Source organism: Campylobacter sp. BCW_6468, assembly GCF_001762865.1.
GTDB lineage: Bacteria > Campylobacterota > Campylobacteria > Campylobacterales > Campylobacteraceae > Campylobacter_D > Campylobacter_D jejuni.
On record NZ_MJXQ01000042.1, the window covers coordinates 125,608 to 145,669 of the forward strand.

The following is a 20,062-nucleotide window of genomic DNA, read 5'->3' on the forward strand; positions in this document are numbered from 1 at the left end:
AGCTTTTTATGATATAATTTTCAAAATTTTAACTTTTTTATTAAGGTTTAAGAAATGCAAATAGATGAGAAATTATTAAGCAAGCTTGAAAAATTAAGTGCTTTACAAATAACAAAAAACAGAAATGAAACCATTGCACAGTTAAGTGAAATTGTGAATTTTGTTGCAAAATTAAACGAACTTGATTTAGATTCCCAAGAGATTACTGTGAGTACTATAAAAGGTGGAGCTCCTTTGAGGATTGATGAAATAAGAAATAGCAATGTTATTGATGAGGTTTTAGATTGTGCTCCAAAAAAACAAGAACATTTTTTTGTTGTTCCTAAAATCATAGAATGATTAACTTAGCATTTAGTGCTTATTTGTAGAATAAATTTAAAACAAAAAAAATCAGAGAGTGATTGAAATGAATTTTTATTGGTTTGATGCTTTTATTTTAGGATTTACCTTGCTTTTAGGGCTTAAGGGTATTATCAATGGTTTGATAAAAGAAATTTTTGGACTTTTGGGTATTATTGGTGGTGTTTTTATTGCTTCAAAATATGCAACTCAAGCAGCTGAATTTATACAAAGTGCTTTTTATAAGATAGAAAATCAAAGCTTAGCTGGATTTGCTGGATTTTTGGCCATATTAATTATTTTTTGGATAGTTTGTTTATTGGTGGGTAATTTTCTTTCTAAGTTGATTAAATTAAGTGGCCTAGGTTTTTTAGATCGTATTGGTGGCTTTATATTTGGTGGAGCAAAAATCTTTTTAATTTTTGCAATTTTGGTTTTTTGTGTAGCAAGAATCGATTTTTTAAATGATAAATTAGATAATTTTGCTAAAAATAGCTATACTTTAAATTTACTTAAAGAAACGGGATCTTTTATTATGAATCAACCTTTAACAGAAAATAGTCTAGATCATGCTAATGAAAAGTTGCAAGATATTGTAAGTGATTTAAACAATACTCAAAAAGGGGAGTGATATGCTGATAGAAAATGTGGAATATGATGTTTTACTTGAGAGATTTAAAAAAATATTAAGACAAGGCGGACTTAAATATACTAAGCAAAGAGAAGTGCTTTTAAAAACTCTTTATCACAGTGATACTCATTACACACCCGAAAGTTTATATATGGAAATCAAACAAGCTGAACCTGATTTAAATGTAGGAATTGCAACTGTTTATCGTACTTTAAATTTGCTTGAAGAAGCAGAAATGGTAACTTCCATTTCTTTTGGTTCGGCAGGTAAAAAATACGAGCTTGCCAATAAACCTCACCATGATCATATGATATGTAAAAATTGCGGAAAAATTATAGAATTTGAAAATCCTATTATAGAAAGACAGCAAGCCTTGATTGCAAAAGAACATGGTTTTAAACTTACAGGGCATTTGATGCAGCTTTATGGTGTTTGTGGTGATTGTAATAATCAAAAAGCAAAGGTAAAAATATAAATGTTTGATAATATTTTAGAGCAGCAAAGAATAGAAAAAGCTAAAGAGTTAAAAAATTTAGGGATTAATCCTTATCCTCATTTTTTAGAAAAGGAAATGTCTTTAAAGACTTTTAAGGATAAATTTTCTTATATTTTAGAGCAAGTTGAAAAAAGAGATGAAAGTGTCAATGCTGTTGTTGCAGGACGTTTGAAACTTTTGCGTATAGCTGGGAAATCAATTTTTGCAAACATTGAAGATGAGGATACAAATTTACAAATTTATTTTAGTAAAGATAGCGTAGGCGAAGAGCTTTATACGATTTTAAAAAAGAATTTAGAGGTGGGTGATATTGTTTTGGTTAAAGGTTTTCCTTTTGTAACTAAAACAGGTGAATTTAGTTTGCATGCAAGCGAAGTAAAACTCGCTACAAAAGCTATTGTTCCTTTACCTGAAAAATATCATGGATTAACAGATATTGAGCAAAGATATCGTAAACGTTATGTTGATATGATAATGAATGTCGAAGTTAGAAAAGATTTTTTAGTGCGTTCTAAAGTGGTGAGTTTAATCCGTCATTTTTTTGAAAATAAAGGCTTTTTAGAAGTAGAAACTCCTATGATGCATCCGATTGCAGGTGGAGCAAACGCTAAGCCTTTTGTAACTTTTCATAATTCTTTAGGCGTAGAAAGATTTTTAAGAATTGCTCCAGAACTTTATCTTAAAAGACTTATAGTAGGTGGTTTTGAGGCGGTTTTTGAAATCAATCGTTGTTTTAGAAACGAAGGTATGGATTTAACTCATAATCCCGAATTTACAACTATAGAATTTTATTGGGCCTATCATAATTATAAAGATTTAATGGATTTAACCGAAGAACTTTTTGCTTTACTTTTGGATAAACTTAATTTAGGAAAAACAATAGAATTTGATGGAAAAATGATAAATTTTTCTAAACCTTTTGAAAGAATAACCTATAAAGACGCACTTTGTAAGTATGGTGGTTTAGATAGGGATTTAATCGAAGATAAGGAAAAAATTCTTACTAAATTAAAAGCAGATGGTTTTGAAGCGAATGAAAAGCTTGAACTTGGACATTTGCAAGCTGAACTTTTTGACAATTATGTGGAAGAAAAATTGATCAATCCTACTTTTGTGATTGATTTTCCTATTTCCATAAGTCCTTTATCAAGACGTAGCGATGAGGATTCTCAGATTGCTGAGAGATTTGAGTTGTTTATTTGCGGAAGAGAATTGGCAAATGGTTTTAATGAGCTTAATGATCCTCTTGATCAATATGAGAGATTTTTAAAACAAATTGAAGCTAAAAATGCAGGCGATGAAGAGGCTTGCGAAATGGATGAAGATTTTGTAAATGCTTTGGGTTATGGAATGCCTCCAACGGCAGGGCAGGGTATAGGCATAGATAGACTTGTTATGCTTTTGACAAATAAAAAATCTATTCGAGATGTGATATTGTTTCCTGCAATGCGTCCATTAAAATCAGAACTAAAGGAGAAAGAATGAGTTTAGAAATGTTTGATAAAGAAATTTTTGATTTAACAAACAAAGAGTTAGAGCGTCAATGCGAAGGTCTTGAAATGATAGCGAGTGAAAATTTCACTTTACCTGAAGTAATGGAAGTTATGGGAAGTATCTTGACGAACAAATACGCAGAAGGTTATCCAGGTAAAAGATATTATGGTGGTTGTGAATTTGTTGATGAGATTGAAACTCTAGCTATTGAAAGATGTAAAAAACTTTTTAATTGTAAATTTGCTAATGTTCAGCCTAATTCAGGTTCTCAAGCTAATCAAGGTGTTTATGCGGCTTTGATTAATCCAGGTGATAAAATTTTAGGAATGGATTTAAGTCATGGTGGACATTTAACTCATGGTGCAAAAGTAAGTTCTTCGGGTAAAATGTACGAAAGTTGTTTTTACGGCGTAGAACTTGATGGAAGAATTGATTATGAAAAAGTAAGAGAAATTGCTAAAAAAGAAAAGCCAAAATTAATAGTTTGTGGAGCTAGTGCTTATGCAAGAGTGATTGATTTTGCTAAATTTAGAGAAATCGCTGATGAAGTAGGCGCCTATCTTTTTGCTGATATAGCACATATTGCAGGTCTTGTTGTAGCAGGCGAACATCCAAGTCCTTTTCCACACGCTCATGTAGTAAGTTCAACTACGCATAAAACTTTGCGTGGCCCAAGAGGTGGTATTATTATGACAAATGATGAAGAGCTTGCTAAAAAAATTAATTCTGCCATTTTTCCAGGTATTCAAGGTGGTCCTTTGATGCATGTAATTGCTGCAAAAGCAGTAGGATTTAAATTTAATCTTAGCGATGAGTGGAAAGTTTATGCAAAACAAGTAAGAACCAATGCTCAAGTTTTAGCTAATGTTTTAATGGATAGAAAATTTAAACTTGTTAGCGATGGAACGGATAATCACCTTGTTTTAATGAGTTTTTTAGATCGTGAGTTTAGCGGAAAAGATGCAGATTTAGCTCTTGGAAATGCAGGTATTACTGCAAATAAAAATACCGTTCCAGGAGAGATTAGAAGTCCTTTTATCACAAGTGGATTAAGACTTGGAACTCCAGCCCTTACTGCCAGAGGTTTTAAAGAAAAAGAAATGGAAATTGTGTCAAATTATATTGCAGATATTTTAGATGATGTTAATAATGAAAAATTACAAAAGAATATTAAACAAGAATTAAAAAAACTTGCAAGTAATTTTATTATTTATGAAAGGGCTATGTTTTGATTTCACCAATGGATATGTCGCTAATTAAAATAATTGGCGATCATTATTATATAAGACGCGATAAAATTGTAAATAAAATTACACATAGAGGTCGCTTATTTTTTGATAAATTTGAAAGAGTTGATGCTCCTTTAAATTTAAATGTCATGAGAGAACACGCTGCTAAAAAAATTGTTGTCGCTCATGATTTAATAACAAAAGATAATAAAGTAGAAAATATTGTCTTTGATTATAATGGTTTTAATGCTGAAAGATTTTATCACCGTGCACAACTTATTTTAAGAGAAGAAGGTTTTATAAATTTCACAGCCTATAAGACTAAAACTCCAGGACATTTACATCTTTATATTCACAAAGGACACACGGCGTTAAACGAAGGTTATTCTTTAGCGTCTAAACTTTCAATGATGTTTGCAAGTAAAATGCCAGTAGAATGGAAGGTGTTTCCTAGTATGGATGTACCTAGGGAATTTAATATTTTAATATTGCCTTATGAGGTTTATCAAAAAGAACGAGGAAGTTCTTGGTCTAAGCATATGTAAGAAAGGACAAATTATGGAAAATCAAAAAAATGAATTTGATGATATTATTTTAGAAAAAAGTAATAAAAGTGAAAAAGTAAAAAAAATTCTTTTACGAGTTATTGCTTTAGTTATTTTGTTTTTAGCTATCATGATAGTTATGAAGCTTATTAATGGTAGTGGTGATGAAAATACGCAAAATCAAAGTGTATTGCCAAGTGAACCTATAGCAACTCAAGACAATAACAATGATACTTCTTTTGAAAGTATGCCAATTACAGATAATACTTCAGCAGAAGATCAATTTGAGGCATTAAGAAAACAATTTCAAGATGAACAAAATACAACTCAAAATACAACAGCCTCTAGTTCAAATAACAATGATAGTACAAATTTTGCTATGCCTGATCAAGAAGTTCCAGCAGAACCAACAGCAACTACTTCGGAAAATACCGCTCCGCAAGCAAGTGCTCCCAAACAAGAAGTAAAACAAACTGTAAAACCTAAAGAAGAAGCAAAAAAACAAATAGCTGTAAAAAAAGAAAAAGAAAGTGCAAAACAAACCCCTAAAAAAGAACAAAATGCAAATGATTTATTTAAAAATGTTGATGCTAAACCTGTACATCCAAGTGGTTTAGCATCGGGTATTTATGTGCAAATTTTCTCAGTAAGTAATTTGGATCAAAAATCAAAAGAACTTGCTTCTGTAAAGCAAAAAGGTTATGATTATAAACTTTATAAAACTACAGTTGGAGGTAAAGAAATTACCAAGGTTTTAATAGGGCCATTTGAAAAGGCAGATATTGCAGCAGAACTTGCTAAAATCCGTAAGGATATTGCAAAAGATGCTTTTTCTTTTACTTTAAAATGAAATTTTTAGCAGTTATAGGCGATCCTATTTCTCACTCTAAATCGCCTAGAATGCATAATAATGCTATTAAAGCCTTAGGGCTTGATAGCATTTATACACGCTATCATTTAAGAAATGCTAACTGTTTAAGAGAAGATTTTTTTAAATTAGGACTTAGTGGAGCTAATATTACTTTGCCTTTTAAGGAAAAAGCTTTAGATATTGCTGATGTGAAGGATGATTTTGCTAGAAATATTGGCTCTGCAAATACTTTATGCTTAAAAGAAGATAAAATTTACGCTTATAATACTGATGCTTTAGGTTTTTTAGAAGCTATTAAGGATTTTGATAATATAAAAAAAGCTTTGATTTTGGGTGCTGGAGGTACAGCTTTGGCGCTTGCTTATGCATTAAAACAAAAAGGCGTAGAAGTGTATATAGCTAATCGTGGTAAAGAAAGATTTAAAGATTTTTTAGCTTATCCAACTTATCTTTATAAAAACTTGCAAGATTTTGACTTTGATTTGGTTATAAATTCAACTTCTGCTGGATTAAAAGATGAAAATTTACCTTGTGATAGAGAGCTTTTAGATAGAATTTTACCTAAAGCTAAATTTGCTTTTGAGGTAATTTATGGCAGAGAAACACCTTTTTATAGATTATGTAAAGAGTATCATTTAAAAATTAAAGATGGACTTGATATGCTTTTATGGCAAGGAGTTTTTGCTTTTGAACTTTTTTTTGAAATACAAGATAAAAGAGAGATGATAAAAAATGCAATGCAACAGGCATTGATTTTAAAGTAGAATGATAGTTATTTTTCTTGTATAAGAAAATCTTATTTTTTGTGTGAGAAAGTTTAATTTTCCCACAAGTTTTATCATTCAAATATTTCTACCCCATCTTGATTTTTACTTTGATTATTTTGATTTGTTGAAGATGGATTTGTAGGAATATTTTGTGTAGGCGTGTTTTCAATTGTATTATTTTGATTAGAATTTGTTTGAGGTAAGCTTTCTTCAAAGGTAGCATCGCCATCAAAACTATTAAAACCACTGTTTGTATTAGGTATAGTTTTGCCTATGTCTGTTGCTTTTGGTAGATTGTTATAAAGTGTATTTAATGTATTTTTATAAAAAGCTAAAAAACTTTTATCAATTTCAAAAGCAGGTTGCTCTAAACCTTTATTGAGTTGAGTTGGTACGGTAGAGATAGTAGTTTTAAACATATTAACCCCATCATCATTTTTAATAGGATAGTTAAGCGCAACTAAAGAATCTAGTTTAGTGCTACTTGAAAGATTGGTTGAATTTTGTGGATTGTGTGCATCTATAAAATCTATTTTACCTTTAAAATTTATACCTAAATTGGATTTTACATAATCTCCACTCATAAAATTGCTTGTTTTTTGTGCATTTTTTTCTTCCGTATAAATACTGATTGAACTTTTAAGAGTGTAGTCTGGATTAGTAGTAACTATTTTATAGCCTTTTAGTTGAGCGATGGTTTTGATCTGCTCTTCTAAATTTTGTTTTAAAAGATCAATTTCTTTTTCTATGCGAATTTTAAGCACTGAATTTTCAAAATAATCAGAATAATTGTTATTTTGTTCTATATTAATAGGCTCAAGAGCAATGCTTACTCCAGAATCAATAGGTTCAACCTTTGTTGGAACTTGGGGTTTAAAATTTGGCATAGAAACATTGACAAAATTACTGCTTGTACCCCCACAAGCTGCTAAAATTAACATACTACTAGCAAGTAAAATATATTTTTTCATTTTTTACCTTTATTTAATGTGTTTGTGTTAATTATAGCAGGTTAAAGTTTTTTTGTTATATTTTTATAAAAGAAAATTAGGAAAGATATATGGAATTTTGGCAGCATATTTATTCAAATTTTAATGTTATAGCTTTTAGCATCTTTGGTTTAAAGGTGCATTGGTATGGCATTATGTATGTTATAGCTTTGCTTTTGGCTTTGCTTTTGGCTAAATTTTTTGTAAGAAAATTTCAACTAGACATTAATGAAAAACATTTGGATAGTTATTTTATATGGGTTGAAATAGGGGTTATTTTAGGTGCAAGGCTTGGATATATTTTGATTTATGATGCAAATACTATGTATTATATTACTCATCCTTGGCAAATTTTTAATCCTTATATTAATGGTGAATTTGTAGGTATTCGAGGTATGAGTTATCATGGAGCAATTATAGGATTTTTGATAGCTACTTTATTGTTTTGTAAAAAATATAAAGCAAATCCTTGGATTTTTCTTGATTTGGTTGCTTTAAGTGTTCCATTGGCTTATGTTTTTGGTCGTATAGGAAATTTTTTAAATCAAGAGCTTTTTGGTCGCATTACAAATGTGCCTTGGGGAATTTATGTTGATGGAGTATTGCGCCATCCATCGCAACTTTATGAAGCATTTTTAGAAGGTATTGTTGTTTTTATTATAGTTTATTTAGCAAGATTTAAGCAAAGTTTTCAAGGGGAATTGATTCTTGTGTATGCTGGTGCTTATTCATTGGCAAGATTTATATGTGAATTTTATCGCGAGCCTGATTTTGGTATAGGTTTTGTTTTATGGGGTATGAGTATGGGGCAAATTTTAAGTTTTATAATGTTTATAACAGCTTTGTTAGTTTATATTTGTATAAAGTTTAAAAAAGTAAATATTTAATCTATCTTAAAGACTTTTGTAATATAATGAAATGGATTTTTTTAATTTCTTTTTACAAAGGAGTAAAGATGCGTGAGCTTATCGAAGGTTATTTGGGTAAGAGCATTGAGGGCAAAAAAAGTAAAATGCCTGCGAAATTAGACTTTATCCAAAGCGCCTCAGGGCTTTTTTTAGGTCTTTTTATGTGGGTGCATATGCTTTTTGTTTCTACAATTTTAGTCAGTGAGGATTTTTTTAATTCTGTGGTACATTTTTTAGAATTAAAATTTGTTTACGATAATCCTGTTATGAGTTATCTTACTTCATTTTTAGCCGCCTGTGTTTTAGTGGTTTTTTTCGTTCATGCTTTACTTGCAATGAGAAAATTTCCTATTAATTACCGTCAGTATCAAATACTAAGAACACACAGTAAAAAAATGAATCACAGCGATACTTCGTTATGGTGGGTTCAAGCTTTTACAGGTTTTATTATGTTTTTCTTAGGTTCTGCTCATCTTATTTTTATTGTAACCAATGCAGATAAAATCAGCGGCGATATGTCAGGAGATAGGGTTGTAAGTCATTTTATGTGGCTTTTTTATGCTGTTCTTTTAGTCTGTGTTGAACTTCATGGAAGTATAGGGCTTTATAGACTTTGTGTTAAATGGGGTTGGTTTGAAGGAAAAAATGTAAAAGAAAGTCGCAAAAAGCTTAAAACTGCTAAATGGATAATCAGTATTTTCTTCCTAGTTTTAGGTGTGTTAAGTCTTGCAGCATTTATAAAAATAGGTTATGAAAACTACCAAAATCAAACCCAAACTACTGCGATGATAAAAAACTACAATGGAGCAAATTATGAATATACAATATAGTGATGCTTTAGTAATAGGTGGAGGATTAGCAGGTCTTAGAGCGGCTATTGAAGTAGCAAAGAGTGGCCAAAGTGTAACACTTTTAAGTATTTGTCCAGTGAAGCGTTCTCACTCTGCAGCGGTGCAAGGAGGTATGCAGGCAAGTTTAGCAAATGGGGCAAAAGGTGAGGGTGATAATGAAGATCTTCACTTCGCAGATACAGTAAAAGGAAGTGATTGGGGCTGTGATCAAGAAGTAGCAAGAATGTTTGCTCAAACTGCGCCAAAAGCAGTGCGTGAGCTTGCGGCTTGGGGTGTGCCTTGGACTAGAGTTACTAAAGGTCCAAGAACTGTTGTAATCAATGCACAAAAAACTGTGATTGAAGAAAAAGAAGAAGCGCACGGGCTTATTAATGCTAGAGATTTTGGTGGAACTAAAAAATGGAGAACTTGCTATATCGCAGATGCAACAGGGCATTGTATGCTTTATGGTGTAGCAAATGAAGCTATTAAACATCAAGTAAAAATTATTGATAGAATGGAAGCAGTAAGAATTATCCATGATGGTAAAAAATGCTTAGGTGTGATTGCTAGAGATTTAACCAATGGACAACTCATTGCTTATATCGCAAGAGGAACTATGATAGCAACAGGGGGCTATGGTAGAATTTATAAACAAACTACAAATGCGGTAATTTGTGAAGGAACAGGTGCTGCTATCGCTCTTGAAACGGGACTTTGTAGACTTTCAAATATGGAAGCAGTGCAATTTCACCCAACTCCTATTGTACCAAGCGGTATTTTGCTTACTGAGGGCTGTCGTGGTGATGGTGGAATTTTACGTGACGTGGATGGATATCGTTTTATGCCTGATTATGAACCAGAGAAAAAAGAACTTGCAAGCCGTGATGTGGTAAGTCGTAGAATGATGGAGCATATTCGCAAAGGTAAAGGTGTAAAAAGTCCTTATGGGGATCATTTATGGCTTGATATTTCTATATTGGGTCGTGCTCATGTGGAAAAAAATCTCCGCGATGTACAAGATATTTGCAAAACTTTCAATGGTATTGATCCAGCAGATGAAGGTCCAAAAGGTTGGGCGCCAGTTCTTCCAATGCAGCATTATTCTATGGGTGGAATTAGAACTAAACCAACAGGTGAAAGTCAATGGTTAAACGGACTTTTTGCTTGTGGAGAAGCAGCTTGCTGGGATATGCACGGATTTAATCGTTTAGGTGGAAATTCATGTGCTGAAACTGTTGTAGCAGGTATGATAGTGGGAGATTATTTTGCAGATTATTGTAAAAATAATGGTGAAGTAATTGACACAAATGTAGTAAAAGACTTCTTAACTAAAGAGTATCAATATTTAAAATCTTTAGTAGATAAAGAAGGTAAATATAATGTTTTTGAAATTAAAAATAGAATGAAAGAAATTATGTGGGATAAGGTGGCCATCTTTAGAACAGGTGAAGGTTTGAAAGAAGCAGTAGATGAACTTGAAAAACTTTATAAAGATTCTCAAGATGTTAAAGTACATTGTAAAGAACTTGATTGTGCAAATCCAGAGCTTGAAGAAGCGTATAGAGTGCCAAGAATGTTAAAAATAGCACTTTGCGTAGCTTATGGAGCGCTTTTAAGAACAGAAAGTCGTGGGGCGCATTATAGGGAAGATTATCCAAAAAGAGATGATTTAAATTGGATGAAAAGAACCAATACTTTTTGGGTAGAAGGCGAAACCTTACCACGCATAGAATATGAAGAGCTTGATATTATGAAAATGGAAATTCCACCAGCATTCCGTGGATATGGAGCTAAAGGAAATATTATAGAAAATCCTTTAAGTGAAAAACGCCAAGCTGAAGTGGATGCAATACGTGAAAAAATGGAAGCTGAAGGCAAAGGTCGTTATGAAATTCAAAACGCTTTAATGCCTTATGAATTACAAGCTAAATATAAAGCACCAAACCAAAGAATAGGAGTTGATTATGAGTAGAAAATTGACAATAAAGGCATTTAAATATAATCCTTTAAGCAAAATTTCTAAACCACATTTTGTGACTTATGAGCTTGAAGAAACTCCTTTTATGACGGTTTTTGTATGTTTGACTTTGATCCGTGAAAAAATGGATGCGGATCTGAGTTTTGACTTTGTTTGTCGTGCAGGGATTTGCGGATCTTGTGCAATGATGATTAATGGAGTGCCAAAACTTGCTTGTAAAACTTTAACTAAAGATTATCCTGATGGAGTGATAGAGCTTATGCCTATGCCTGCATTTAGACATATTAAAGATTTAAGCGTGAATACAGGAGAGTGGTTTGAAGACATGTGTAAACGCGTTGAAAGCTGGGTGCATAACGAAAAAGAAACTGATATTTCTAAACTTGAAGAACGTATTGAGCCGGAGGTTGCGGATGAAACTTTTGAACTTGATCGTTGTATAGAGTGTGGAATTTGTGTAGCTTCTTGTGCAACTAAACTTATGCGTCCAAATTTCATAGCTGCTACAGGACTTTTAAGAACAGCTAGATATTTACAAGATCCGCATGACCATAGAAGTGTGGAAGATTTTTATGAATTAGTGGGCGATGATGATGGTGTTTTTGGTTGTATGTCATTGCTTGCTTGCGAAGATAATTGTCCTAAAGAATTACCTTTACAAAGTAAAATCGCTTACATGAGAAGACAACTTGTCGCTCAAAGAAATAAATAAATCTTTCCCCTTTTTAAGGGGAAGATTATGAAAGAATTATTCCAAAAAATTTGGCAAAATGAACTTCAATTTTTAAATTTTGATGCTAAATTTCAAGATAAAAGCAAACTTGATACGGCCGAGTGTGCGATTATTTTAAGTGTCAATAAAGACAATTATGAAAGATATTTTCTCTTAAAAGAATTTCAAGAGCTTTGCAAAAAAATTGATTTAAGAGTGGATATTTTTAGTATACAAAATGCTCAAATTTGTATTTTAAATTTTTTTAAATCAGGTTTTATTTCAAAGCAAGATTTGCTTAAGGCTCTAAAAATTTTAGAAAAAATTTCAAAAAATACCGAAATGCTTGATTTTATTTCACAAGAAAAAGTTCAAAGTATAGATCAAAAAGCTTTATTTCAAAATGATTTTAAAGAATTAAACACCATTAATTTAGAGCTTCAAAAGCTAAGTTTTGATGAAAATTTAAAATCAAGACTTCAAAAAACTTTGGAAAAATTTCAAAATTTAGAGTTTAATATAGCCATCACTGGCGTGATGAATGCAGGAAAATCAAGTCTTTTAAATGCTCTTTTAAAAGAAGATTTTTTAGGGGTTTCAAACATACCTGAAACAGCTAATTTAACAGTATTAAGCTATGGTAAGAGTGAAGAAGCAAAGATATATTTTTGGGATAAAAAAGAATGGCAAAATATACTTGAAAGTTCGCACTTTAATGCAGATTTAAAAGAATTTATTGACAAGCTGGATAAGAGTGTAAATATAGAGGATTTTATCAAGGATAAACCTTTAATACAAAATATCGCACTTTGTGAACTTAAAAATTTCAGTTCAGCTAAAAATAAAATTTCAGCTTTAATTAAAAAAATAGAAATTAAAAGTCATTTAGATTTTTTAAAAAATAATATTTCCATAGTTGATACTCCAGGGCTTGATGATGTTGTAGTCCAAAGAGAAATTGTTACAAATGAGTATCTTAGAGAAAGTGATTTTTTAATTCATTTAATGAATGCTTCTCAAAGCTTAACTCAAAAAGATGCAGACTTTTTGGTGCATTGTCTTTTAAATTCAAGGCTGAGTAAGTTTTTAATTGTTTTAACTAAAGCGGATTTGTTAAGCAAAAAGGATTTAGAAGAAGTCATTGTTTATACCAAAGAAAGCTTAAAATCAAGACTTGTGGATTTAGATGAAAATTTGGTGGAAAAGATTGATTTTTTATGTGTGAGTGCTAAAATGGCAAGTGATTTTTATAAGGGTTTAGCACCTAAGGAAAGTTTGCAAAAAAGTGGTATGCAAGAATTTGAAAACTATCTTTTTAACGAGCTTTATGCAGGAGAAAAAAGCAAGATTGCCTTAAGAGCTTACAAAAAAGAATTACATTTGGAACTTAAAAATATTCTAAGCAAATATGAAATGCAAAATCGTCTTATTAAGGAGAATAAACAAGGTGTAAGTGAAGAAAATCAAAAGCTTTTACTTGAACTTCAAAAGCAAAATATCTTATTAAAAGAAGCACAAGATGAAATTTCAAATTTCATTGTAAAACTTAAAAATATAGATAATGGTATAGATAATCTTGTTTTACTTTTGGCTAAAAAATTAAAAGAACGCTTGATAGATGAGTTTAAATATTTAAAAAATAATGCACAAAAGCTTAATCTTTCTCGTATTTTAAATATAGTTGATATTACTACAAAAGATGGGATTAATGATATTTTAAGAGAAATTAAATTTGAAAATATTAAAAAAATCGAGGAGCTTAAAACAAATTTGTCTTTAAAATATGATTTTTTAAAAGATGATTTTGATAATGGTTTTGAAGGTTTTAAAGATGGAATTTCAAAAAATATAGATAGTATTTTTCAAAGTGAAAAATTTGCACTTTTAAGATTGAAAATTGAAAAATTAAGCAATTTAAAATCAGATTTATATGAGCTTGAAACGAATTTAGATATGGTTATTTTTGATACTTTTAAAGAATTTAAAATGAGCGAAATTTTAAATTCTTTAAATATCAATGGAGCATTTTTTGAGTTTTTAAATGATAAATTAAAACATTATGAAAAAAATCAAAAATCAAAATTAGAAAGTTTTGAAAAAGTTTTACAGAGTCTGAAAAATCAAGATATTAATATTTTAAATTCTTTTGAAGAAAATTTAGAAAAAATTGAAAAATTAAAACAACTTGAAATGGGGCTTTTAAATGCAGATTAATCTTTTAAATGATTTTATAAAAGCCTATGAAAATACTTATAGTGTGAGTTTTGATGATAGTTTTAAAGGGCGTATTCAAGAGCTTTGCAAGGAACTTAATGAGCCTTTTATGCACGCAAGTTATGCTTTAGAAAATGAATTAAAAGAGCTTGTGTTTTCTTTGGATAAGAATGTTAATATCGCTATTATAGGGCAGTTTTCAAGCGGTAAATCAAGTTTGCTAAATTTGATCTTAAGGCGTGATTGTTTGCCTACGGGTGTTGTTCCTGTTACTTTTAAACCTACTTTTTTACGCTATGCAAAAGAATATTTTTTAAGAGTAGAATTTGAAGATAGAAGTGATATTATCACAAATATAGAAAAATTAGCCTTTTATACGGATCAAAGAAATGAAGTAAAACAAGCAAAAAGTTTGCATATTTTTGCACCCATTCCTTTACTTGAAAAAATCACTCTTGTAGATACTCCAGGTTTAAATGCAAATGAAAATGATACTTTAACAACTTTTGATGAGCTTAAAAATATTCATGGGGCGATTTGGTTAAGTTTAATTGATAATGCAGGTAAAAAAAGTGAAGAAGATGCCATAAAAGCAAATTTAGAACTTTTAGGAGAAAATAGCATTTGTGTATTAAATCAAAAAGATAAATTAAACACAGAAGAGCTAGATAATGTTTTAAATTATGCAAAAAGTATATTTTTAAAATATTTTGATGAGCTTATTGCCATTTCTTGCAAAGAAGCTAAAGATGAGCAAAGCTATGAAAAATCTAATTTTCAATCTTTGCTTGATTTTTTAACTCAGCTAGATACAACAGCTTTAAAGGAAAAATTTGTTAAAAGAAAAATTTTAAATTTATGCGAAATTTTAGAAGATGAAAATCAACTTTTTGTAGGTATTTTTGATCGTTTATTAAATCAATTTCAAAGTTATGAAAAGCATTTACTTTTAGCGTATGAATTTTTTTTAAAAGAGATTGAAATTTTAAATCATCAGATTTTAGAACAGCTTAAAAGCATTAGCGAAAGAATTTCTAGTGAAATTTTTGCAAGTGTTAAGGAAAAAGATGCTTATTTTTACAAAGAAAGCAAAGGATTTTTAAAGAAAGATTTATACACAAGATATGATTATAAAGCACCTTATATTTCAAGTGACGATGCTTTTTTGGCGATGTTTTACAATAGTGATGCAATGAGTAAAGAGTTTAAAAAAATCAAAAATGAACTTTATAAATCTTTTGAAGAAATCAAGATGAAATTAAAAGGCTTTATAAACATACTCGAGAGAGAAATTTTACTTTTTAAAGCAGAATTTTCAAACATACAAAAAGATCATATTTTCCAAAGTGATAAAAATTTTAGTGAATTAAGAGCTTTTTGCAATGCAAGTGATGAGTACTTTTTGAAAGATTTTAAAGAGCTTTTATTTAAAAGTATTTTAGAACTTGATTTATTTTTTGAAAAATTAAATCTTAAGGCTTTTACAAATTATGAAAATGCTACAAAACTAAGCCTTGCATTTTTTAGTCGTAAAATCAATGAAAGCCGTGTTCTTTATGAGCTTGATAGTTCTGAATTTGTACTTTTTTATCCCAAAAAAAGTGAAATTTATGAAAGAGTTTTAAATGAATTAAATGTTTATGAGTTTGAAGCTTTGCTTATTAATAAGCCTATTTTGACAAAAATTGCAAAAAATTTTTTAGAACAAAGTCAAATTTTAATCCAAGAAAAAAGTAAATTTTTAGATCTTAAAAAAGCAGAACTTCGAAAAAGAAGAGTACAGATTTTAAATGTTAGAGAAAGTATAAAGGAAGATTGATGAGAATATTTTTAGCTTTATTTTTATTTTTTAATTCATTACTTGCATTAAGTGAATTAGAAGAAGGTTTAAAATTTTATGAAGCAAATAAATTTGATAAAGCTTATGAAATTTTTAAAAGCCTTTGTGAAAAAGATATTTCTAAAGCTTGTTTTTCTTTAGCTTTTATGTACGAAAGTGCTAAGGGTATGAGTAAGGATTTAAATCAAGCTTATAAATTTTATGATAAAGCTTGCAAATTAGGTTTAGCAAGTGCGTGTTCTAATATGGCTTTGCTTTTGCAAAATCAAGGTTATAAAAATGAAGCTCTTTTGGCTTTTAATAAAGCTTGTACTTTAGGAGAATCGTTAAGTTGTAATAATATAGCTTTATTTTATGAAAAAGAAAAAGATGGACAAATGGCCTCAAGTTTTTATAAAAGATCTTGTGATTTAAAAAATGCAAGAGCTTGTTATCAATTAGGGTCTTTATATGATAAAGGAGAGCTTGTTAAAGCAAGTGTAAAATCTGCCCTTGCTTTTTATTCTAAATCTTGCACTTTAGGTTTTGGTGAGTCTTGTTATTTGTTAGGACGCTATAATCAACTAGAAAAACAAGATTTAACAAAGGCAAAAAGATATTTTGGTATGGCTTGTGATCAAAAACATCAAGAAGCTTGTGCAGCTTATAAAGAACTTAATTCTAAAGATATAGAGCTTTATTAAAAGTTCTATTTTCATTACTTTCAAAGATATTCTTAAATAAAATTAAGAATAACACAAAATTTATCGCTTTTTAAAGTTAAATTTATATTAATAGGGCTAATATAGTCTTGTTTAAATTATTATCAAGGAGAAGTAATGCAAGACAATATTATTGATCGCAGAAGCTTTTTTAAACTAGGGCTTTTAGGTGGTTCTGTAGTAGCAGCTAGTACTATAGGTGGCGGTGCTGTTTTAAAGGCAGCAGAACTTACGCATTCGCATCAAGCTTCACAAGGAAAATCAAATAAAGTTAGAGGTAGAATGTTTTTTCAAACTCAAACTGAATTTGATACCTTAAGTGCAGCCTGTGAAAGAATTTATCCTAAAGATGAGCAAGGAGAAGGAGCTATAGGTTTAGGCGTACCTTATTTTATCGATAATCAGCTAGCTAGTGCTTATGGTTATAATGATAGAGAATATATGCAAGGACCTTTCATTGAGGGTAAAGCTGAACAAGGCTATCAAACTCCTATGCAACGCAAAGATATTTTTTTAGAAGGTGTGCATGCTCTTGAAGAAAATGCTCAAAAGCGTTATAAAAAATCTTTTTCTCTGCTTAAAGGTGGAGATCAGGATAAAATTCTAAGCGATTTTGAAAAAGGAAAAATTCAAACTACGGGTTTTAAATCTTCTTATTTTTTCACTCTTTTAAGAGATATGACAGTAGCTGGAGTTTTAGCTGATCCAATTTATGGCGGAAATGATAATAAAAATGGTTGGAGAATGATGCAATATCCAGGCGCACAAATGAGCTATGTGGATAAAATTGCAAGTGATGAATTTTTTAACATTGAACCTATGAGTTTAGCAGATATGGAGAGTTAAAATGGCTGAAGTATTAAAAAAAGTAGATGTGGTAACAGTTGGGGCAGGATGGACTGGAGGTATAGTGGCTGCAGAGCTTACTAAAGCAGGTTTGAATGTACTTAGTTTAGAACGCGGACATATGCAAAGTACTGAAAATTTTAATTTTATCCATGATGAGTGGAGATACGGGATTAATTATGGTTTGATGCAAGATTGCTCGAAAGACACTGTGACTTTTCGCCATGATCCTAGTGGTTTAGCCTTGCCTTATCGTAAAATGGGTTCGTTTTTATTGGGTAATAATGTTGGCGGTGCAGGGGTGCATTGGAATGGTTGGACTTTTAGGTTTATGCCTTATGATTTTGAAATTCAAACCCTAAGCAAACAAAGATATGGTAATAAATTAGGTAATGATTATACCTTGCAAGATTGGGGTGTGACTTATAAGGATATGGAGCCTTATTATGATAGATTTGAAAAAACCTGTGGGGTATCAGGTGAGCCAAATCCTTTAGCGGAAAAAATGGGAGCTTTTAGATCCAGTCCTTATCCACAAGAACCTCTTGAAAATACTAAAATGCTTAAACGATTTGAAAGTGCAGCAAAAAGTTCAAATTTACACACTTATCGTTTGCCAGCTTCAAATTCTAAAGGTGGCTATACAAACCCTGATGGTCAAGATTTAGCTCCTTGTCAATACTGTGCGTATTGTGAGCGTTTTGGTTGTGAGTATGGCGCAAAAGCAAGTCCTTTAAACACAGTAATTCCAAAGGCTATGAGCACAGGTAAATACACTATACGCACTTATAGCAATGTAACGCAAATTCTTAAAAAAGACGGAAAAGTAACGGGGGTAAAATTTGTCGATACTAGAACGATGAAAGAGTATATTCAACCTGCTGATATAGTTGTGCTTACAAGTTATATGTTTAACAATGCTAAGCTTTTAATGGTAAGCAACATAGGTGAGCAATACGATCCAAAAACAGGTAAAGGAACTTTAGGTAGAAATTATTGTTATCAAATGAACATGGGTACAACAGCTTTCTTTGATGAGCAATTTAACACCTTCATGGGTTCAGGTGCTTTGGGAACTACGAGTGATGATTTTAACGGAGATAATTTTGATCATTCTAGGGAAAAATTCCTTCATGGAGCTATGATTTATAGCGTTCAGCTTGGAACTCGCCCTATACAATCAGCCCCACTTCCAGCAGGAGCTCCAACTTGGGGTGCTGAATTTAAAAAAGCATTAAACTATAATTTCACAAGAGCTATTACCGTAGCAGGACAAGGTGCTTCTTTGCCTCATAAGAATAATTATTTAAGTCTTGATCCAACTTATAAAGATGCTTTTGGTATGCCACTTTTACGCTTAACTTATAATTTCACCGATCAAGATAGAGCTTTGCATAAATTTATCACAGATAAAACAGCTGAGGTAGCAAAAAGAATGCAAGGAGTAAAATCAATCAAAAAAGGTGCTTATCTTAAGGATTATAGCGTTGTGCCTTATCAATCTACTCATAACACAGGTGGAACAACCATGGGTGCAGATAGAGAAACTAGTGTGGTTAATACTTATTTACAACACTGGGATGCGGATAATCTTTTTGTTGTAGGAGCAGGAAATTTCCAACACAATAGTGGATATAATCCAACTGATACTGTAGGAGCTTTGGCTTATCGCTGTGCTGAAGGTATTTTAAAGTATCATAAAAGTGGAAAAAGCTTAGCTTGATAATAACTTGAGAGTTTTTGAAAACTCTCAAGATTATAAATTTTTAATTTTCTTCCGATATAGTATAATATCAAGGAAGGCAAAAATGATTAATGGTATAAATTCTTATTCGAGCTACAATTATACAAAAAGGCAAATGTAGTCTGCTCTTGGTGGTTGGAATCCAAGATTATTTTAATAAAATATCATAAAAAAAGGGTTTTCTATGGTAAATTTTGATACTCAATATACAAATATCAATTATCCAAATAATAACACAAGCAATAAAAAAGCTGTGCTTAAAAATGATGATGATGCTTATTATGAATCCATAATAAAAAAATTTGGAGATCTTGAAAAATTTAAAGAAGAAAATGGCTATAATGGATCTCCTGATGTAAAAGAAGTAGAAAACTCTTTATATAAAAGATATATGGAAGATAGACTAAGCAAGGATGAAATAAAAATACTTAATAAATTTGGCACAGACTATCTTACAGAAGGCGTAGATTTGTCCGCACTTCATAAACGAAAAGTTGATCTTTTAAAAACTCTTACAAGTATGAATGAATTTGAGAAAATATGGGGTGCTGAAAGGGCACAAAGAGAAAAACAATTCTTTAATGAACTTGGTAAGCCACTTACTCAAGAAGATATAGATAGGTTCTTAACTAATAAAAACAATCAAAAAGAAGACAAAGAAGCTTTCAAACCTATACAAGCAGAAAGTAAAAACAAAGAAACTTACAAAGATGATAATACAAGAAACGAGCTTGTAAAAAAACTATTAGAAGGTAAATTTAGCACTAGTAAAGAATTGGAAATTCTTTTTGGTGTGAAATTTAGTGATGATGATGCAGGAGAATTTAATAAAATTCTTTCTTTAAATTCTGCACCAAAAAGTATAGATATAAAAGCTTGAAAATGCAAAAATTTAAATTATAAAAAAGAAAAAATGTTAAATATC

Annotated in this window: 19 protein-coding genes; 18 read left to right on the top strand and 1 reads right to left on the bottom strand. The window is 30.6% G+C overall.

The genetic code is table 11. The annotated features are described in order from the left end of the window. The first annotated feature begins 54 nt into the window (after positions 1 to 54). The 8 genes from gatC to AJ889_RS08460 all read left to right on the top strand — a co-directional run bounded on the left by gatC (position 55) and on the right by AJ889_RS08460 (position 6,369). Positions 55 to 339: an Asp-tRNA(Asn)/Glu-tRNA(Gln) amidotransferase subunit GatC gene (gatC, locus tag AJ889_RS08425; RefSeq protein ID WP_002860269.1), complete on the top strand. Its 285-nt coding sequence runs from the start codon at positions 55 to 57 to the stop codon at positions 337 to 339. A 67-nt stretch (positions 340 to 406) separates the two neighbouring features. Further along, entirely contained in the window at positions 407 to 970 is a 564-nt protein-coding gene (locus tag AJ889_RS08430; RefSeq protein WP_002860268.1) for a CvpA family protein, read from the top strand. Between the two features lies 1 nt (position 971). Next, on the top strand, positions 972 to 1,445 hold the full coding sequence (locus AJ889_RS08435; protein ID WP_002854230.1) for a Fur family transcriptional regulator: 474 nt from the start codon (positions 972 to 974) through the stop codon (positions 1,443 to 1,445). Beyond that, the gene (gene lysS / locus AJ889_RS08440) at positions 1,446 to 2,951 is read left to right on the top strand and encodes a lysine--tRNA ligase (protein WP_002858694.1); all 1,506 of its coding nucleotides are present in this window, start codon (positions 1,446 to 1,448) and stop codon (positions 2,949 to 2,951) included. Beyond that, the gene (locus AJ889_RS08445) at positions 2,948 to 4,192 is read left to right on the top strand and encodes a serine hydroxymethyltransferase (protein ID WP_002859480.1); all 1,245 of its coding nucleotides are present in this window, start codon (positions 2,948 to 2,950) and stop codon (positions 4,190 to 4,192) included. Before lysS ends, AJ889_RS08445 begins: the two co-directional genes overlap by 4 nt. Next, positions 4,189 to 4,734, top strand: a complete 546-nt coding sequence (locus AJ889_RS08450) for a DUF1882 domain-containing protein (RefSeq protein ID WP_002859481.1) — start codon at positions 4,189 to 4,191, stop codon at positions 4,732 to 4,734. The genes AJ889_RS08445 and AJ889_RS08450 overlap by 4 nt, the downstream gene beginning before the upstream one ends. A gap of 13 nt (positions 4,735 to 4,747) precedes the next feature. Further along, positions 4,748 to 5,584: an SPOR domain-containing protein gene (locus tag AJ889_RS08455; RefSeq protein WP_070293364.1), complete on the top strand. Its 837-nt coding sequence runs from the start codon at positions 4,748 to 4,750 to the stop codon at positions 5,582 to 5,584. Then, a complete protein-coding gene (locus AJ889_RS08460; RefSeq protein ID WP_032584626.1) occupies positions 5,581 to 6,369 on the top strand; it encodes a shikimate dehydrogenase in 789 nt (262 codons plus the stop codon). The genes AJ889_RS08455 and AJ889_RS08460 overlap by 4 nt, the downstream gene beginning before the upstream one ends. Before the next feature lie 74 nt (positions 6,370 to 6,443). Here the strand turns inward: AJ889_RS08460 and AJ889_RS08465 are convergent, their stop codons facing one another. Then, complete coding sequence (locus tag AJ889_RS08465; RefSeq protein WP_002859484.1) at positions 6,444 to 7,343, bottom strand: membrane lipoprotein lipid attachment site-containing protein; 900 nt, start codon at positions 7,341 to 7,343, stop codon at positions 6,444 to 6,446. Between the two features lie 89 nt (positions 7,344 to 7,432). Here AJ889_RS08465 and lgt point away from each other — a divergent pair, with 89 nt between their 5' ends. The 10 genes from lgt (at position 7,433) to AJ889_RS08515 (ending at position 20,017) form a co-directional block, all read left to right on the top strand. Further along, positions 7,433 to 8,248 carry a prolipoprotein diacylglyceryl transferase gene (lgt, locus tag AJ889_RS08470; protein WP_002867788.1) on the top strand — a complete coding sequence of 272 codons (816 nt, stop codon included), beginning with the start codon at positions 7,433 to 7,435 and terminating at the stop codon, positions 8,246 to 8,248. Between the two features lie 68 nt (positions 8,249 to 8,316). Further along, complete coding sequence (locus tag AJ889_RS08475; protein WP_002854660.1) at positions 8,317 to 9,099, top strand: fumarate reductase cytochrome b subunit; 783 nt, start codon at positions 8,317 to 8,319, stop codon at positions 9,097 to 9,099. Next, positions 9,083 to 11,074: a fumarate reductase flavoprotein subunit gene (locus AJ889_RS08480; RefSeq protein ID WP_002861159.1), complete on the top strand. Its 1,992-nt coding sequence runs from the start codon at positions 9,083 to 9,085 to the stop codon at positions 11,072 to 11,074. The genes AJ889_RS08475 and AJ889_RS08480 overlap by 17 nt, the downstream gene beginning before the upstream one ends. Then, entirely contained in the window at positions 11,067 to 11,792 is a 726-nt protein-coding gene (locus tag AJ889_RS08485) for a fumarate reductase iron-sulfur subunit (protein WP_002854302.1), read from the top strand. Before AJ889_RS08480 ends, AJ889_RS08485 begins: the two co-directional genes overlap by 8 nt. A 27-nt stretch (positions 11,793 to 11,819) precedes the next feature. After that, positions 11,820 to 14,006: a dynamin family protein gene (locus AJ889_RS08490; RefSeq protein WP_002867789.1), complete on the top strand. Its 2,187-nt coding sequence runs from the start codon at positions 11,820 to 11,822 to the stop codon at positions 14,004 to 14,006. After that, entirely contained in the window at positions 13,996 to 15,825 is a 1,830-nt protein-coding gene (locus tag AJ889_RS08495; protein WP_002867790.1) for a dynamin family protein, read from the top strand. The genes AJ889_RS08490 and AJ889_RS08495 overlap by 11 nt, the downstream gene beginning before the upstream one ends. Beyond that, positions 15,825 to 16,529: a tetratricopeptide repeat protein gene (locus AJ889_RS08500; protein ID WP_002867791.1), complete on the top strand. Its 705-nt coding sequence runs from the start codon at positions 15,825 to 15,827 to the stop codon at positions 16,527 to 16,529. The genes AJ889_RS08495 and AJ889_RS08500 overlap by 1 nt, the downstream gene beginning before the upstream one ends. Before the next feature lie 135 nt (positions 16,530 to 16,664). Next, complete coding sequence (locus tag AJ889_RS08505; RefSeq protein WP_002855611.1) at positions 16,665 to 17,393, top strand: gluconate 2-dehydrogenase subunit 3 family protein; 729 nt, start codon at positions 16,665 to 16,667, stop codon at positions 17,391 to 17,393. A gap of 1 nt (position 17,394) precedes the next feature. After that, positions 17,395 to 19,116 carry a GMC family oxidoreductase gene (locus AJ889_RS08510; RefSeq protein ID WP_002867792.1) on the top strand — a complete coding sequence of 574 codons (1,722 nt, stop codon included), beginning with the start codon at positions 17,395 to 17,397 and terminating at the stop codon, positions 19,114 to 19,116. A gap of 205 nt (positions 19,117 to 19,321) precedes the next feature. Continuing rightward, positions 19,322 to 20,017 carry a hypothetical protein gene (locus tag AJ889_RS08515; protein WP_002867793.1) on the top strand — a complete coding sequence of 232 codons (696 nt, stop codon included), beginning with the start codon at positions 19,322 to 19,324 and terminating at the stop codon, positions 20,015 to 20,017. Positions 20,018 to 20,062 lie beyond the last annotated feature (45 nt).

What these genes read in the sequence shown, in the direction of transcription:
- AJ889_RS08515 (WP_002867793.1), top strand. Translation starts at nt 19,322, where the DNA reads ATGGTAAATTTTGATACTCAATATACAAATATCAATTATCCAAATAAT.
- AJ889_RS08485 (WP_002854302.1), top strand. Translation starts at nt 11,067, where the DNA reads ATGAGTAGAAAATTGACAATAAAGGCATTTAAATATAATCCTTTAAGC.
- AJ889_RS08445 (WP_002859480.1), top strand. Translation starts at nt 2,948, where the DNA reads ATGAGTTTAGAAATGTTTGATAAAGAAATTTTTGATTTAACAAACAAA.
- AJ889_RS08495 (WP_002867790.1), top strand. Translation starts at nt 13,996, where the DNA reads ATGCAGATTAATCTTTTAAATGATTTTATAAAAGCCTATGAAAATACT.
- AJ889_RS08505 (WP_002855611.1), top strand. Translation starts at nt 16,665, where the DNA reads ATGCAAGACAATATTATTGATCGCAGAAGCTTTTTTAAACTAGGGCTT.
- AJ889_RS08490 (WP_002867789.1), top strand. Translation starts at nt 11,820, where the DNA reads ATGAAAGAATTATTCCAAAAAATTTGGCAAAATGAACTTCAATTTTTA.
- lysS (WP_002858694.1), top strand. Translation starts at nt 1,446, where the DNA reads ATGTTTGATAATATTTTAGAGCAGCAAAGAATAGAAAAAGCTAAAGAG.
- AJ889_RS08500 (WP_002867791.1), top strand. Translation starts at nt 15,825, where the DNA reads ATGAGAATATTTTTAGCTTTATTTTTATTTTTTAATTCATTACTTGCA.
- AJ889_RS08465 (WP_002859484.1), bottom strand. Translation starts at nt 7,343, where the DNA reads ATGAAAAAATATATTTTACTTGCTAGTAGTATGTTAATTTTAGCAGCT.
- AJ889_RS08435 (WP_002854230.1), top strand. Translation starts at nt 972, where the DNA reads ATGCTGATAGAAAATGTGGAATATGATGTTTTACTTGAGAGATTTAAA.
- AJ889_RS08475 (WP_002854660.1), top strand. Translation starts at nt 8,317, where the DNA reads ATGCGTGAGCTTATCGAAGGTTATTTGGGTAAGAGCATTGAGGGCAAA.
- AJ889_RS08510 (WP_002867792.1), top strand. Translation starts at nt 17,395, where the DNA reads ATGGCTGAAGTATTAAAAAAAGTAGATGTGGTAACAGTTGGGGCAGGA.
- lgt (WP_002867788.1), top strand. Translation starts at nt 7,433, where the DNA reads ATGGAATTTTGGCAGCATATTTATTCAAATTTTAATGTTATAGCTTTT.
- gatC (WP_002860269.1), top strand. Translation starts at nt 55, where the DNA reads ATGCAAATAGATGAGAAATTATTAAGCAAGCTTGAAAAATTAAGTGCT.
- AJ889_RS08480 (WP_002861159.1), top strand. Translation starts at nt 9,083, where the DNA reads ATGAATATACAATATAGTGATGCTTTAGTAATAGGTGGAGGATTAGCA.
- AJ889_RS08460 (WP_032584626.1), top strand. Translation starts at nt 5,581, where the DNA reads ATGAAATTTTTAGCAGTTATAGGCGATCCTATTTCTCACTCTAAATCG.
- AJ889_RS08455 (WP_070293364.1), top strand. Translation starts at nt 4,748, where the DNA reads ATGGAAAATCAAAAAAATGAATTTGATGATATTATTTTAGAAAAAAGT.
- AJ889_RS08430 (WP_002860268.1), top strand. Translation starts at nt 407, where the DNA reads ATGAATTTTTATTGGTTTGATGCTTTTATTTTAGGATTTACCTTGCTT.